The sequence below is a fragment of the Klebsiella sp. Ech2A genome, assembly GCF_030078455.1.
Classification (GTDB): Bacteria; Pseudomonadota; Gammaproteobacteria; order Enterobacterales; family Enterobacteriaceae; genus Klebsiella; species Klebsiella terrigena.
The window spans coordinates 1-14,088 of the sequence record NZ_JAQGFU010000114.1; the positions used below are offsets into that span (position 1 = coordinate 1).

A 14,088-nucleotide genomic window follows, 5' to 3' on the forward strand; every position below is an offset into this window, starting at 1 on the left:
TAAAAGGGACAGGGCGGCGAAATAATCCCCCAGGCCGTCAGCGTCGGTCGTGGCTGGCAGCTCGCCGCTCTGCACCGCCTGCCGCAGCCGGTCGATAATCTGCTGCGTGCGCTGAAGACGATGCTGGGCCAGCCAGGTTTTGATGTCGTCATTGTCCGCGCTGACGCTGGCCGCGGAGGCGACCACCATACACCCCTGCGGCAGATCCGGCTGGCAGTACAGATACACGGCATCCATCAGCAGCGTTTCAATTGCCTGGCGCACGCTGTTCCCGGCGGCAAAGGCGCGATCCGCAAATCCCCCTTCGCGATTTTCATAGTCAGCGATCGCTTGCCGAAAAAGCTGTTCTTTTGAACCGAACGCCTTGTAAATACGCGCGGAGGCGATACCCAGTTCGGCTACCAAATCCGACATCGACGTCCCTTCATAGCCCTGTCGCCAGAATAGATTGCGCGCTTTCAAAAGCGCCAGCTCACGATCGAATTCGCGCGGTCTGCCTGCCATTACGTTGCTCCAGTTTGCCCGATATTGAGTGCGACAGGATCGCTTAAATTATTGAGATTACCAACGCATTTATAATTTTCGCTTGCGGTTATCGGTTTTTACTCCTATTGTTTGTCGATTGACAAACAATAGGAGTATACGATGAGAACCCTCAAAGGTCCAGCCCTGCACCTCGCTCAGTTCAGCGATGAGGTTGCCCCCTTCAACAGCTTGCCTGCGATTGCCCGCTGGGCCGCAGAAACCGGCTTTAAGGCATTACAGATCCCGGCATGGGATCGGCGCCTCTTCGACGTGGCCACCGCGGCGGAAAGTCAGACCTACTGCGACGATCTTACCGGTATGCTGGCGGAATACGGCCTGGTGGTCAGCGAACTGACCAGCCATATTTTCGGTCAGCTGATGGCGGTACATCCGGCCTACGACAGCTTATGCGACAGTTTTGCGCCGCCCGAAGTGCACGGTAATGCGCAGGCCCGCGGCGAGTGGGCCCGACAACAGCTGCTGATGGCCGTCAAAGCCTCCGCGCGCCTTGGCCTCAGCGAACTGGGTACGTTTTCCGGCTCGCTGGCCTGGCCTTACCTCTTTCCCTTCCCGCAGCGTCCGGCCGGGCTTATCGAAACCGCTTTCGACGAGCTCGCCAGACGCTGGCTGCCGGTGCTCAACGCCTGCGAGGATTGGGGGATTAATCTGTGCTATGAAATCCATCCCAGCGAGGATCTTCATGATGGCGTGACGTTCGAAATGTTCCACCAGCGGGTGGGCGAACATCCCCGCTGCCGGGTGCTTTTTGACCCTAGCCATATGGTGCTACAGCAGCTCAACTACCTGGAGTTTATTGATATTTATAAGGACGTGATCGGGATGTTCCACGTTAAAGACGCCGAGTTTAATCCCACCGGTCGCCAGGGGATCTACGGCGGCTATCAATCATGGATCGATCGCGCGGGCCGCTTCCGCTCACTGGGTGACGGTCAGGTTGATTTCAAAGCCATTTTCGCAAAGCTTGCGCAATACGATTACGCCGGCTGGGCAACCCTGGAGTGGGAGTGCTGCCTGAAGAATCCGCTGGACGGTGCCCGTGAGGGGGCGGAGTTCATCCGCAGCTACATTATTCACATCACCGATAAGGTCTTCGACGACTTCGCCGGCGCGCCGGTAAATCCTCATCAAATCAAAAAATTACTTGGCATTCTCCAGGACAGAACATTTCAAGGAACCCCTCATGGAACAACAATATGACGAGATCCTTCACGCGGATCTTGAGGCGCGGCACGTCTATCCGAAGGTCAACGGACAGCGCATTCACTGCGTCGTAGCGGGAAAAGGACAGCCGGTACTGCTGATACCCGGCTGGCCCCAGACCTGGTATACCTGGCGCTACGTCCTCCGCGCGCTTGCCGACGCCGGTTTTCAGGCGATCGCAGTTGACCCTCCCGGCATCGGCGATTCCGATAAGCCCCTCGGCGGCTACGACACCGGCAGCGTTGGCGCCGTTCTGCACGCGGTCATGGCGCAGCTGGGGCATCAGCGCTACAGCCTGGTGGGCCACGATATTGGTATGTGGATTGGCTACGCCATGGCGAGCGATTTTCCGCAGGCGATTGAGCGACTTGTGCTGACTGAAGCGGTGATCCCGGGGCTGGCCCCGGCCCCGTCGATTTTTGTCGCGCCGGAGGAGAATATTTTTCTTTGGCACTTCATGTTCAATCAGCTGGCTGATTTACCGGAAACCCTGACCTACGGCCGTGAATCACAGTATCTCAGCTATATATTCAACCGCTGGTCTCATCGCCGCGATCGGGTAGCCGCGGAGGTTTATATCGCCGCTTATTCTGCGCCAGGCGGGCTGCGCGCGGGCTTCGATTACTATCGAGCGATCCCGGAGACCATTCGACAGAATCAGCTCCGGGCGAAAACGGCCTTAACGATGCCGGTGCTGACGGTGGGGGCTGAATATGCAACGGGTGATGCGCCGCTAACAACCCTGCGCGGAAATGCCCACGATCTGCGCGGCGAGACGGTGGCCGACTGCGGCCATTTTATTACCGAAGAGCGTCATGAGGCGTTTATCGGGCTGATCGTCCCCTTTCTGTCAGAGGAAACTCCCTATGCCGCTTGATCCGCATATTGCCGACTTTCTCGCCGCGTCGTCGCACGCGGGCGCCCCGCCGCCCGCCACGCTGGCCGAGATGCGCGCGGCCACGGAAGCCGGTTTGCTTCAGCTCCAGGGGGAGATGGAAACCAGCGATGGCTACAAAGACTATGTCGCTACCGCTGATGATGGTCACAGTATTGCCCTTCGCGTCTATACGCCAGCCGGCTTAAACGCAGAAGCCGCGCGGCCGGCGATGCTGTTTGCTCACGGTGGCGGCTGGTGTCTGGGATCGCTGGCGCTGTACGATCGGCCCTGTCAGGCGCTGGCCAACGCTACCGGACGGGTAATCGTGTCCGTGGATTACCGACTGGCTCCCGAGCATCCGTTTCCGCGACCGCTAGAGGATGTTTACCAGGCGCTATGCTGGGTCTACGAACGGGCGCAGCGTTTAGGCATCGACAGCCGCCGCCTGGCGGTGGGCGGCGATAGCGCCGGCGGAAACCTTGCAGCAGCGACCGTGCTGCTGGCGCGGGATCGCGACGGCCCTCGCATCGAACATCAGCTGCTGCTGTATCCGGCGCTAAGTCGCGATATGGCAACCGGGAGCTATCGCGAGTTTGCTGAGGGCTACTATTTAACGCGCGATCCGATGGCGTTTTGCTGGCACAGCTATCTGGGAGAGCGTCGTCATCCTTACGCCGAACCGCTGGACGCGGCTTCACTGCGCGGTTTGCCGCCGGCAACTATCCTGAGCTGCGAATACGATCCGCTGCGCGATGAGGCCGAACGATACGCGCTTCGGCTTGAGGAGGCCGGGGTGGCGGTACGCTGCGAACGACTGCCGGGCATGGTGCACGCCTGTATCCATATGTCAGGGTTAACCCCGGCGGCGCGTCGGCTGTTTGAACTGGCACGCTGCTAAGCAAGCCTGGCGGCACGTCCCCGATGCCTGTTATCAACGATGGTCCGGTTCAGCCAGGCTGCCATTGATGATAACAATCAGGGGCGTGCCGCCTGTCCGCAGCAGCGGCTCGAAGAAGGTTCTCAGATTGAGCCGGCCGCCGCTGCGCGCGGCGTATCGTCAGCACTGCACGATAGCTCTCGGTCAAAATAGCGGATCGCGGGGGATCCTTGCGAAACGATTGCCGACAACGCATTAAGGATGAGGATCGTCATCTCTACCGGTTGTTATCGATCGCCCCGCGGGCTTGTGCCTCAGCCTGCGCCCTACCCGTGACGAATACCTTCGAGAAACAGACCGCATCTTCTCGCCCGATATAGGGGCCGTAGTTTTCAATACGCACGTAACCATTTTTCTCATAAAAACGTACCGCCCGCTGGTTAACTCGCCGGGTCTCAAGCCAAAGCTCGCGGTATCCCATACTCTTTGCCGATGTCTCCAGCAAAGCAAGTAAGGCGTGACCAATACCGCGAGCGCTGCGGTCGGAATACATCCTTTTAAGCTCGGCAATATCCTGCGATAAGGGCCGGATAGCGCCGCATCCTACGGCATCACCGCGCGGATTTCTTGCCAGGACCCAGAGCGTTCTGTCCCCGTCCATTGCGTCAACGGTGAAATGGCTTTTGCCACTGTCGCCGGTGAGCGCGGCAAGTTCAGCGGACAGCAATTCGATTAAACCATACGATTCGGGCGAACATGGATCCGCTTTCTCTACTGTTATCATGGAAATAGGTCCTTTATCAAAGCGTTGGTCAGCATAGAGAATGCTGGCGGAAAAGGCATCATCCTGGAGTCGATAATAAATCCCAAAGGCAGCCTTACCGGCTGCTTCGATGGATGGCGTTCGCGATGTCCTGACGCATACGGCACTCACTTGTCAGAATCAAAGTTCCAGCTAGCAGCGGTCGAAAGCGTTACAAACGGGCCCGCCAGCGTTCTGTTGTGGTGGCCAATAATTTCGTTTGCCGATAAATGAGGGTTATCAATTGTGGTATGCGCATCTGAAATCAGCACGGTGCTGAAGCCCAGTTCCGGCGCTGCCCGGCAGGTGGTGTCGACACAAAACTCTGTTTTCATTCCGACGATAACCAGCTGCTTGACGCCTCTGTGGCTGAGCTGAAGCTGCAGTTCGGTATCGCGAAAACAGCTGGGATGCTTTTTAGTCAAAACGCTATCCCGCTCGGCGTCCACGTCGAGTTCGGGTATCAGCTTTGTTAGCGGGCCGTGCTCTGAGAAGGGGGAATCGTCAGACCCAATGTGGCGAACAAAAAAGACCGGCACCTGAGAGCGCCTCGCTTTGGCGATGAGCAGGCAGATATTTGACAGAACCGCGTCTGCACAATGCGGAGCAGCCGGGCCGCGGAAAAGCCCCTCCTGCATATCGATAACGATTAGCGCTTGTTCAGATGAAATCATGATATGTCTCCATTCAAAATGTGATGAACGGAGAGCCGTGCCTCCCCGTCCGGACCGGCGGGGAGTGGGTATCTGTTTTGTCAGGAGCCAGACACAGATACGCCCACGCCGCCGCAGGTTGCGGTGGTGGTAGACGTCGTTGCTGGCTGAACTGACTGAATCATTTTCCGACCCTTACTTAGTCGTTAAGCGGTAATAACCAGAAATAGCAGGCATCACTCAGAAGTACTCTCATCTTATAGCACCGCTTAAATACCAAATTCAAGAGAGGGGTACGGCCCTACCTGCCCTCTTTTTTCGCACCAGGTTGGCATGTCGGCCACGGTTTTTGGCTCTCTGCCCGACCAGCGCCTAACCTGGACTCCAGGCGGATGCTATTCGGGTTAAATATATCGTTAACTCTGGCCCACCACTCCACGCTCCCTCCATAATCTGAGCAATATAAATCAATCATCCCCCGCCAGAATATTCATTCTACTCAGGGGGAACCATGAACAAACTCAATTACTCGCTTAAGTATATCGAATATTTACTCAGAAAAAGCAGAGTCTTTTTTACAACAGATCTTTACTATCATACTGCCGCGCTGACTAAAGTTTCAGGAAACGCATCAAACCTAAGAGACCCAGTGACGCTGAATGAGAAAATTTGTCATCGAATGATATTTGACCACAACTCATTTTATACCTTACTGGCTGATAAGCTGGCGGTGAGAGAGTATGTACATACAAGAACTCAGTTGGTTAAAACTATCCCATTAATTGGCGTCTACAACAGAGTCGATGATATCGATTTTAACAAGCTGCCTGAAAAATTCGTTTTAAAATGTAACCATGATAGCGGCAGCGCGGTGATTTGTACGGACAGAGAAAAGTTCAACCCGGTTAACGCCCTAAAAAAACTACGGCTGGCGCTTAAAAAGAACATGTATTACACTACCAGAGAATGGCAATATAAGAACATCCCCCCCGTCATCCTCTGTGAAAAATTTGTCGACTTATTTTCCGACAAGGAAAAAAGCAGCACCCCGGAAATGTTGAGAATACATTGTTTTCACGGCGTGGCATGCTTTGTCGAGGCGGATTTCACTGATGAAAACGGTAACGAATTCATTAACGTATATGACCGATCGTGGAATTTGCAGCCATTTCAGATGGAATACCCAAATACGCCAGACGCCGTACCGGAACCAAAATCATTTCATAGCGCCATCACCGCCGCTCAGGAACTGGCCAAAGAAATTGACTATTGCCGCGTTGACCTGATGCTGCAAGGCGATGACGTCTATTTCAGTGAAATCACATTAAGCCCAAAACGAGGCAAGCTTAAAATCACTCCGGCGCTGTGGGATGCTAAGCTAGGAGCAATGTGGCAATTACCTACCTAAAATAAGGCTCGACGGAGCCTTATTTATCAGTACGTTTGTTCAGCCTTAACCACTGGCCACGATAGCGTAAACACTGAGTGATTATCGCGTGTTAACGTGTAGCTAGCATCACCTCCGTGCGCCAGCATAATAGCCTTGACTACTGATAACCCTAATCCGCATCCATCAGGGTTAACGCTTCTTGCATATTCGCCACGCTGAAAAGGTTGGAATATATATTTCTGTAGTTCTTGCGGGATCCCTGGTCCCTTATCCTGCACCAGGATAAAATTATTTTTCCCTGAAACACCATTTTTCAAAATCAACGTTCGAGATGTTGAATATTTCAATGCATTATCAAAGAGAACCGTCAGGCACTGAATAATCCGCAACGGATCGCAGATGCAGTGCTGCTCTTTGAGTTCAGTTAAAATAGTAAACTGCTCTCGTCGAAACTCTGGTAAAAAGGTATCAAGGGCGCTGGTAATGGTGGCGGGAAGATCGACCTTCTTGAGCGTAAGAGTATACCCGGCGCCTCCGGAGGAGCTGACAACCCGCAGGTCTTCGATCAGATTGGTTAACCCTTCAGTTTGCTTAAGCAGGTTTCTGAACAGTGGCGGTTCGGGCTCAAACACCCCGTCAACCAGACCCTGAAGCCTTCCTCGTAGAATCGTCACCGGCGTTCTGAGCTCGTGCGCGATCGCCGCATTCCATAAATTCCGCTGAACATCCAGGGTCTGCAGTTTTTGCGCCATTTCATTGAAATCATTCACAAGGTTATTCATCTCCCCCAGCTGAGAGCTGGTGCAAGATGCCCGAGCATCAAGGTTTCCCTGGGAGATTTGTTTCAGGCTGGAGGCGACAGCGTTTAGCGGAGTCAGTATTCTTGACGACAGCTTAATGGTAAAGAACAGAGAAACGACAAGACTGGTTACCGAAGCAATCGCGATCCACATCCAGTCCAGCATGGTCATATCATCTTCATTACCTACGGTTGCGCCCCCCGGCAGATAGTCGATCAAAAAACTATAAAATAAATAAGAACCTACTACGGCTATTGCAATAATAGTGAAGGTGAGCAACAGCATATACGTTAATATTTGCCGACTCAGAATCGTTTCTTTATTCATTTGTTTTCACCCAAACGGTAACCCAGACCTCGAACGCTTTCAGGGATCCCCTTAAGGCCCGCTAGTTCGAGCTTTTTCCGCAGCTTACTCATGTGGCTATCCACCGTGCGATCGAGGGTATCACCTTCCGGCAGGCAGGCATCAAGCAGCTCTTCGCGAGAGCACACCTTTCTGGGATATCTCGCCAGATAGGTCAGGAGTTTAAATTCAGTTGTGGTCAGCAGCGGGGTGACGGACCGATCCCCAACGGTAATTTCAATAAAGAAATCATCCGGGTAGATTGTCATAAATGACGTTCTTAAGGGCCTTGAATTCACCAGTTCGGTATTCTGCCTGGTTCGCCGGAGCACCGCTTCGACTCTCGCGATAACTTCAGAGGGATTAAACGGTTTTATCACATAGTCATCTGCTCCCAGCCTCAGGCCCATCAGCTTATCGACGTCCTGATCCAGGGCGGTGACCATGATGACCGGTACATTGCTCTCTCTGCGCAAGGTCGTCAGGACGCTCCAGCCATCATACACGGGCAGATGGATGTCCAGTAAAATGAGATCTGGCTTATGTAAACGACTCAGGTTCAGGGCCTGCTCGCCGTCCGCAGCCCTGAGCGCCCTCATCCCTGCCCGATGCAAATAGCTTGTGAGTATGTCGGCAATTTCATCATCGTCTTCGACGACAACGATCAGGTTATTGTTGTTCATTTGATCTCCTGCCCGTACGGATCATCACTATTATTTTACGCTGAAAAGCTGGCCTGTCGTTATTAATTCACCCGCACTGCAGAGACTCATCGCAGGGGAATAAATGCCGCATAATTTACCTGCCCGGTAACGACGTGACAATCTGACTATTGGATTGTAGAAAAGTTGCAACAAAAATTAATTTTTACGGCTGTGCAGAAAAAACCTATAGGGAAAGTGCTGAAAGACCTGTCCATACTCGCTACACAATTCAGATATAAATGCTCAACATTGTCATGCAACACTCGGCCATCAATAGCCATTGCTGAATATGATTCATCTCATAACGGCAATTCTCGATAATACAATCGAGCGGTCATCGACTACTTCATTATGGTAATGAGCATGCATATTATAAAAAGCGTCTGCCTCCAAAAAATTATCGACTCTATTTTATTTATTCTTACGTCATGGGGGATGTTGTATGTCTGGCTGTTTCTGGTACATCATGTTGAAGAGAGAGTGACGACCACAATACTATCATCACCGTTCATATATGTTTGCATAGCCGTATCGGTGCTGTTGCTCAGCAAGCAAAAACAAGCGGGGGCGCTTAAAGATCTCTCGATCGTGACGTTCTGGCTTGCAGTAATATTTTTTTATAGCGCCGTCGTTTTTAATCTGCTTTTAAACATAACGCCTGAAATCGCTGATATCCTGTTTTATTATGAGTTTTTCCTGGTGATATTTTTCTGCGGCTCACCCATGTTTTTACTTATCCGGTTAATTTAAGCCACTCATTAACATGAGATCTCAACCAGGCGTAAAGGCAGTATCGAGGAAAAGCCCCTCATTATTTACCTCCACACTGTCTCCATAAACATCTCATACCGGGTCAATATCAGCCTCGTAGAATCAGCACAGGCTCTCAGTCTAACCCGGGCCGTAACCGGGATTTTGAGCAAAAAACGCAACCATTTTGGGCCGGTGATGCCCATGACAGAACCGATGCGCTTTCAGGCGCACAAGATGAAATAACTATGATTTATAAAGATACCGCTTATCCACCAGCCCCTTCCGAGGTGGGTAATTCACTTAAAATCCTGGCAATCCGCCACAGGAAAAAACTGTTCGTCACTTTTTTTCTTGTCTTTGCCGAAAATATCGCCTTTCTGCTCTACCCCGTAGCGGCGGGTGTCGCGATAAATGCCATTCTTGCCGGACAGACGTTCAGCGCGGCAATATATGGCCTGATGGTTTTGTTTATGTGGTTAATCGGCGCGGCAAGACGCAGTATTGATACGCGAACCTTTGCCAGGATCTACGCCAGGCTTGCCGTATCGGTAGTGGTCTCCCAACGAAAATACTCGCTCAATCATTCGGCTATTGCCGCCCGCGTGACGCTCTCGCGCGAGTTTGTTGATTTCTTTGAAATGCATCTCCCTCTGCTTATCACCTCGGTCATTTCACTTTTTGGCGCGGCAATAATGCTGCTATTGATTGAGTTCTGGGCAGGGGTTATCTGTTTGATCATTGTGGCAATCCTGATGTGTTTTGTATCCGGATATGCAGATAAAAACGAGTCGTTATACCGACGCCTGAACAATCGCCTGGAAAAAGAGGTCGAATATGTTCACAAGGCGGTGCCGCTGACGCTGAGCAGGCATTATTCCATCCTTGCGCGTCTACGTATCGCATTATCAGACAGGGAAGCGTGGGGATATTTAGCCATTGGTATCCTGATATCTTTACTTTTTACCATAACCATCATCTGGATGACGCTAACGCCGGGCACCAATGCCGGCCATATTTATTCCGTGATGACCTATATGTGGATGTTCGCGACGAGCCTGGACGACGCGCCGCAACTCCTTGAGAAATTCTCACAGCTCAGGGATATCGGCAAACGAGTCACGGCGGATGATGAGGTTCGGGTATCAAACGAATCATTTTGATGTTCCTGAACGTTATATTTGTTGACTGGAAGTTTATCTGATGCCGCAATTTTTTATTGAACGTCCCATTTTCGCCTGGGTGGTCGCCCTGTTTATTGTGCTGAGCGGAATACTGTCGATCCCGCGCCTGCCGATAGCGCAATATCCGGCTGTCGCTCCGCCGGGTATCATTATCTCGGTCAGCTACCCCGGCGCCAGCCCGGATGTCATGAACACCTCTGTCGTTTCGCTTATCGAACGCGAGATTTCGGCTGTGGATAATTTACTCTATTTTGAATCCTCAAGTGACACCACCGGCATGGCTTCAATTACGGTTACCTTCAAGCCGGGAACCGATATCAAGCTCGCCCAGATGGACCTGCAAAACCAGATTAAGATCGTGGAGGCGCGTTTACCGCAGGCGGTGAGACAAAACGGCATAAACGTTGAGGCAGCTAATTCCGGGTTCCTGATGATGGTGGGATTAAAATCCCAAAGCGGCGCATATGAGGAAGCAGATTTAAGTGACTATTTCGCCAGAAATGTGACCGATGAACTGCGACGCGTGCCGGGTGTAGGGAAAGTGCAGCTATTTGGCGGGGAAAAGGCCCTTCGCATATGGCTGGACCCAATGAAATTACACAGCTATACGCTTTCCGTCACGGAGGTATTAACGGCACTGAGTCAACAAAACGTGATCGTTTCGCCCGGCAGAACGGGAGATGAGCCTGCCGTCCCCGGCCAGGGCGTCACCTACCCGATTAACGTCAGAGGACAGCTCTCAACGGTTGAGGAATTTCGCAATATCACGATTAAATCGCAGGCCTCAGGCGCGCGTCTGAAATTATCTGATATTGCCCGCGTAGAGTCCGGGTTACAAAGTTATGCATTTGGCATTCGTGAGAATGGCGTTCCCGCAACGGCGGCGGCTATTCAGCTTTCGCCGGGAGCAAATGCTATCAGCACGGCATCGGGTATTCGCGCGCGGCTGACGGAATTGTCAGCCGTGCTTCCTGAAGGAATGGAGTTTACGGTTCCTTTTGACACCGCGCCTTTTGTTAAGCTTTCAATCATCAAAGTTGTGCAGACCTTTGCCGAAGCGATGGTGCTGGTCTTCCTCGTGATGCTGCTTTTCCTGCATAAAATCCGCTGCACTATTATTCCCGCTATCGTCGCCCCTGTGGCTTTGTTGGGTACCTTTACGGTGATGTTATTAAGCGGCTATTCGATCAACATACTGACCATGTTTGGCATGGTGCTGGCGATCGGCATTATCGTCGATGATGCGATCGTTGTGGTGGAGAACGTCGAACGTCTGATGGAGGAAAAAGGGCTCTCCCCCAGGGAGGCAACGCGAGAAGCTATGCATGAAATCACCCCGGCAATTATTGGCATTACGCTGGTACTGACCGCGGTATTTATTCCTATGAGTTTTGCCAGCGGATCCGTCGGGATTATTTACCGACAATTCTGCATTTCTATGGCGGTATCCATTTTATTATCGGCATTTCTGGCGCTGACTCTCACCCCTGCGCTCTGCGCAACGCTGCTCAAGCCGCACAGTCATGATCAAAGTAAAAAAAGAACCTTTTCCACGTGGTTCAACGCACGTTTTAATCGCCTCAGCGCCTTTTACGAATCCGGACTGGGGTTTGTTCTGACGCGGAGCGGACGCATGATGATGCTCTATGCCGCGCTATGCTTTGCGCTGTATGCCGGACTCTCGTCATTGCCTTCGTCATTTTTACCGGATGAAGATCAGGGCTACTTTATGTCGTCAATCCAGCTTCCAGCAGACGCGACGATGCAGCGAACGCTTAAGGTGGTGCAAAAATTTGAGGACGAAATCGCCACTCAGCAGGCCGTTGAAAGCAACATTATGATCCTCGGATTTGGCTTTTCAGGCTCAGGCCAGAACTCGGCTATGGCTTTTACCACGCTGAAGGACTGGAAAAAACGCGTGGGCACGACCGCCCAGAATGAGGCTGACTATATTCAGTCCAGAATGGAAAACGTGCCTGACGCGGTAACGATGAGTCTGCTTCCCCCGGCTATTTCCGATATGGGGACATCATCCGGGTTTACCTATTATTTGCAGGACCGGGCCGGTAAGGGCTATCAGGCGCTCAAAAAGGCCGCGGATGGTCTCGTGCAGCACGCGAATCAAAGTCATCAGTTGTCAGACGTCTATATCGATGGGCTTCCGGAAGGTACCAGCCTTGCTCTTGACGTGGACAGAGAAAAGGCGGAAGCGATGGGCGTATCGTTTGACGAAATTAATCAAACGATTTCTGTCGCCACGGGTTCGAATTATATCAATGATTACACCAACAAGGGTCGGGTTCAGCAGGTGATTGTCCAGGCCGATGCGCCACACCGCATGCAGCCGGAGCAATTATTAGCCCTATCGGTCAAGAACCGCTCGGGGCAGATGCTGCCTTTAGCCACCTTTGTGACGCTATCCTGGAACGTCGCCCCGCAGCAGCTGAGTCGCTATCAGGGGTATCCTGCCATACGCATTACCGGCAGCGCCGCCGTAGGGCAATCTACCGGTAATGCCATGAAGGCAATGGAGGAGCTGTCGCAACAGTTGCCGTCGGGTTTCGCAGGAGAATGGGCGGGAAGTTCATTGCAGGAAAAAGAGTCTGCGTCGCAGTTACCGGGGCTAATTGTGCTCTCGGTGTTGGTCGTATTTATGGTCCTGGCGGCGCTATATGAAAGCTGGTCTGTTCCATTCGCGGTTATGCTTGTTGTTCCTCTGGGCCTGCTCGGCGCGGTTATCGCCGTTACCGCAGTCAATATGACCAACGACGTCTTCTTCAAGGTAGGCCTGATAACCCTTATTGGACTTTCCGCCAAGAATGCAATCCTGATTATTGAATTTGCCAGACAATTAATGAGCCAGGGTATGAGTTTGCTCGAAGCAACGCTGATCGCGTCGAAGCAGCGTTTACGCCCGATCCTCATGACATCGCTGGCGTTTACATTAGGCGTCGTACCCTTGATGCTTGCCAGCGGAGCGAGTGACAGCACCCAGCATGCCATAGGAACGGGTGTTTTCGGGGGCATGATTAGCGGAACCTTACTGGCTATCTTCTTTGTTCCCGTATTTTTTGTCGTGATTACGCGGTTTATTAAAATACGTAAATAAGGCTAACCCCAGCCGCTCTCCCGGCCAGCTACCGCACCTGCTGGCCGGAATTAAGTTGCATAAGAAATTAAACCACCCGAGATTATTATGAGCATTATAAAAACCCCAGGACTGATTATTCGCCCATTTATGGAAAAGGATGCCGCCGCCCTTTTTGACTACCTTTCCTCGCCGCTGGCCCCTTGTTTTTTGGATGAAAAACTACATTCGTTAGAAGAGGCAAAGAACGACATGCTTAGAAGAGCGAACGACCCGGGGCAGTTTGCCGTCTGTATCAAAGAAACAGACCACTTAATCGGGCATCTTTTTGCAGACAATAGCGGCGAACCAGACAGCGATACCTGGTCGGTAGGATGGCATTTTAACTCACGCTATGCGAAGCAGGGTTTTGCAATACAATCGGCCACCGCCCTGTTTCAATATTTATTCAATGAAAAAGGCGCCAGGCGTTTGTACGCATGGGTTGAAGATTACAATCTGGCTTCGCAAAAGCTTTGTGAACGTCTTCATATGCGACGTGAAGGTTGTTTTAAAGAGTTTGTTTCCTTTGAAAGGGAGAACGGGGAAAAAAGATACGATAATACGTATATCTACGCGCTGCTAAAAAAGGAGTGGGTTCAGTAGCTGATTAAGTGCAATGTCCGCGCCTGGCAGACCTGCCCCCTTAGCCCCTGCTCACGCAGCCGATAGCGCGTAATGAGCGGTATGTTATATTGCCTCTACTTATTTCATTACCTGGCTGTACCAATATGGACATTACCTTAATGCGGCACGGGAAGCCTGAAATCGCCGCTCGCCACGGCGTGCGCTGGCTTAGCGCCCGCGAAATGCACGCCTGGATAACGGATTAC

Annotated in this window: 13 protein-coding genes; 8 read left to right on the forward strand and 5 right to left on the reverse strand. The window is 52.0% G+C overall.

Annotated features, from left to right (window positions below; all coding sequences use genetic code 11):
* On the reverse strand, nucleotides 1–504 hold a 504-nt coding region (locus PFH44_RS18195), incomplete at its 3' end, for a TetR/AcrR family transcriptional regulator (RefSeq protein ID WP_283825747.1).
* Between the two features lie 141 nt (nucleotides 505–645).
* Here PFH44_RS18195 and PFH44_RS18200 point away from each other — a divergent pair.
* Genes PFH44_RS18200 through PFH44_RS18210 form a run of 3 tightly spaced genes read left to right on the forward strand, consistent with a single transcriptional unit; the run spans nucleotide 646 to nucleotide 3,521 of the window.
* Nucleotides 646–1,743, forward strand: coding sequence for a sugar phosphate isomerase/epimerase family protein (locus PFH44_RS18200; protein WP_283825748.1), 1,098 nt, complete (start codon nucleotides 646–648; stop codon nucleotides 1,741–1,743).
* Nucleotides 1,727–2,623 (forward strand): alpha/beta fold hydrolase, encoded by an 897-nt coding sequence (locus PFH44_RS18205; protein WP_283825749.1) that lies wholly within the window; start codon nucleotides 1,727–1,729, stop codon nucleotides 2,621–2,623. The genes PFH44_RS18200 and PFH44_RS18205 overlap by 17 nt, the downstream gene beginning before the upstream one ends.
* Nucleotides 2,613–3,521, forward strand: a complete 909-nt coding sequence (locus PFH44_RS18210) for an alpha/beta hydrolase (RefSeq protein ID WP_283825750.1) — start codon at nucleotides 2,613–2,615, stop codon at nucleotides 3,519–3,521. Before PFH44_RS18205 ends, PFH44_RS18210 begins: the two co-directional genes overlap by 11 nt.
* Before the next feature lie 256 nt (nucleotides 3,522–3,777).
* On the opposite strand, the gene PFH44_RS18215 is transcribed toward PFH44_RS18210, so the two are convergent.
* Together PFH44_RS18215 and PFH44_RS18220 are read right to left on the reverse strand one after the other, a co-directional pair.
* Complete coding sequence (locus PFH44_RS18215; protein WP_283825751.1) at nucleotides 3,778–4,284, reverse strand: GNAT family N-acetyltransferase; 507 nt, start codon at nucleotides 4,282–4,284, stop codon at nucleotides 3,778–3,780.
* Between the two features lie 146 nt (nucleotides 4,285–4,430).
* Complete coding sequence (locus PFH44_RS18220; RefSeq protein ID WP_283825752.1) at nucleotides 4,431–4,976, reverse strand: cysteine hydrolase family protein; 546 nt, start codon at nucleotides 4,974–4,976, stop codon at nucleotides 4,431–4,433.
* A 490-nt stretch (nucleotides 4,977–5,466) separates the two neighbouring features.
* Between PFH44_RS18220 and PFH44_RS18225 the strand changes: the two genes are divergently transcribed.
* Nucleotides 5,467–6,363 (forward strand): ATP-grasp fold amidoligase family protein, encoded by an 897-nt coding sequence (locus PFH44_RS18225; RefSeq protein WP_045855169.1) that lies wholly within the window; start codon nucleotides 5,467–5,469, stop codon nucleotides 6,361–6,363.
* A gap of 26 nt (nucleotides 6,364–6,389) precedes the next feature.
* On the opposite strand, the gene PFH44_RS18230 is transcribed toward PFH44_RS18225, so the two are convergent.
* Together PFH44_RS18230 and PFH44_RS18235 are read right to left on the reverse strand one after the other, a co-directional pair.
* Nucleotides 6,390–7,472 carry an ATP-binding protein gene (locus tag PFH44_RS18230; protein WP_283825753.1) on the reverse strand — a complete coding sequence of 361 codons (1,083 nt, stop codon included), beginning with the start codon at nucleotides 7,470–7,472 and terminating at the stop codon, nucleotides 6,390–6,392.
* Entirely contained in the window at nucleotides 7,469–8,173 is a 705-nt protein-coding gene (locus PFH44_RS18235; RefSeq protein ID WP_283825754.1) for a response regulator, read from the reverse strand. The genes PFH44_RS18230 and PFH44_RS18235 overlap by 4 nt, the downstream gene beginning before the upstream one ends.
* A gap of 384 nt (nucleotides 8,174–8,557) precedes the next feature.
* On the opposite strand from PFH44_RS18235, the gene crrC reads away from it, so the two are divergent.
* The 4 genes from crrC to PFH44_RS18255 all read left to right on the forward strand — a co-directional run bounded on the left by crrC (nucleotide 8,558) and on the right by PFH44_RS18255 (nucleotide 13,861).
* Nucleotides 8,558–8,944: a colistin resistant protein CrrC gene (crrC, locus tag PFH44_RS18240; RefSeq protein ID WP_045855166.1), complete on the forward strand. Its 387-nt coding sequence runs from the start codon at nucleotides 8,558–8,560 to the stop codon at nucleotides 8,942–8,944.
* A gap of 248 nt (nucleotides 8,945–9,192) precedes the next feature.
* A complete protein-coding gene (locus tag PFH44_RS18245) occupies nucleotides 9,193–10,107 on the forward strand; it encodes an ABC transporter six-transmembrane domain-containing protein (RefSeq protein WP_283825755.1) in 915 nt (304 codons plus the stop codon).
* Between the two features lie 40 nt (nucleotides 10,108–10,147).
* Entirely contained in the window at nucleotides 10,148–13,237 is a 3,090-nt protein-coding gene (locus PFH44_RS18250; protein ID WP_283825756.1) for a multidrug efflux RND transporter permease subunit, read from the forward strand.
* Between the two features lie 87 nt (nucleotides 13,238–13,324).
* Nucleotides 13,325–13,861 (forward strand): GNAT family N-acetyltransferase, encoded by a 537-nt coding sequence (locus PFH44_RS18255; protein WP_283825757.1) that lies wholly within the window; start codon nucleotides 13,325–13,327, stop codon nucleotides 13,859–13,861.
* The last annotated feature ends 227 nt before the right edge of the window (nucleotides 13,862–14,088 follow it).

Bases quoted from the DNA above. Each gene is read 5' to 3' on its own strand.
- PFH44_RS18225 (WP_045855169.1), top strand. From the start codon at position 5,467: ATGAACAAACTCAATTACTCGCTTAAGTATATCGAATATTTACTCAGA.
- PFH44_RS18200 (WP_283825748.1), top strand. From the start codon at position 646: ATGAGAACCCTCAAAGGTCCAGCCCTGCACCTCGCTCAGTTCAGCGAT.
- PFH44_RS18210 (WP_283825750.1), top strand. From the start codon at position 2,613: ATGCCGCTTGATCCGCATATTGCCGACTTTCTCGCCGCGTCGTCGCAC.
- PFH44_RS18220 (WP_283825752.1), bottom strand. From the start codon at position 4,976: ATGATTTCATCTGAACAAGCGCTAATCGTTATCGATATGCAGGAGGGG.
- crrC (WP_045855166.1), top strand. From the start codon at position 8,558: ATGCATATTATAAAAAGCGTCTGCCTCCAAAAAATTATCGACTCTATT.
- PFH44_RS18245 (WP_283825755.1), top strand. From the start codon at position 9,193: ATGATTTATAAAGATACCGCTTATCCACCAGCCCCTTCCGAGGTGGGT.
- PFH44_RS18250 (WP_283825756.1), top strand. From the start codon at position 10,148: ATGCCGCAATTTTTTATTGAACGTCCCATTTTCGCCTGGGTGGTCGCC.
- PFH44_RS18235 (WP_283825754.1), bottom strand. From the start codon at position 8,173: ATGAACAACAATAACCTGATCGTTGTCGTCGAAGACGATGATGAAATT.
- PFH44_RS18230 (WP_283825753.1), bottom strand. From the start codon at position 7,472: ATGAATAAAGAAACGATTCTGAGTCGGCAAATATTAACGTATATGCTG.
- PFH44_RS18215 (WP_283825751.1), bottom strand. From the start codon at position 4,284: ATGATAACAGTAGAGAAAGCGGATCCATGTTCGCCCGAATCGTATGGT.
- PFH44_RS18205 (WP_283825749.1), top strand. From the start codon at position 1,727: ATGGAACAACAATATGACGAGATCCTTCACGCGGATCTTGAGGCGCGG.
- PFH44_RS18255 (WP_283825757.1), top strand. From the start codon at position 13,325: ATGAGCATTATAAAAACCCCAGGACTGATTATTCGCCCATTTATGGAA.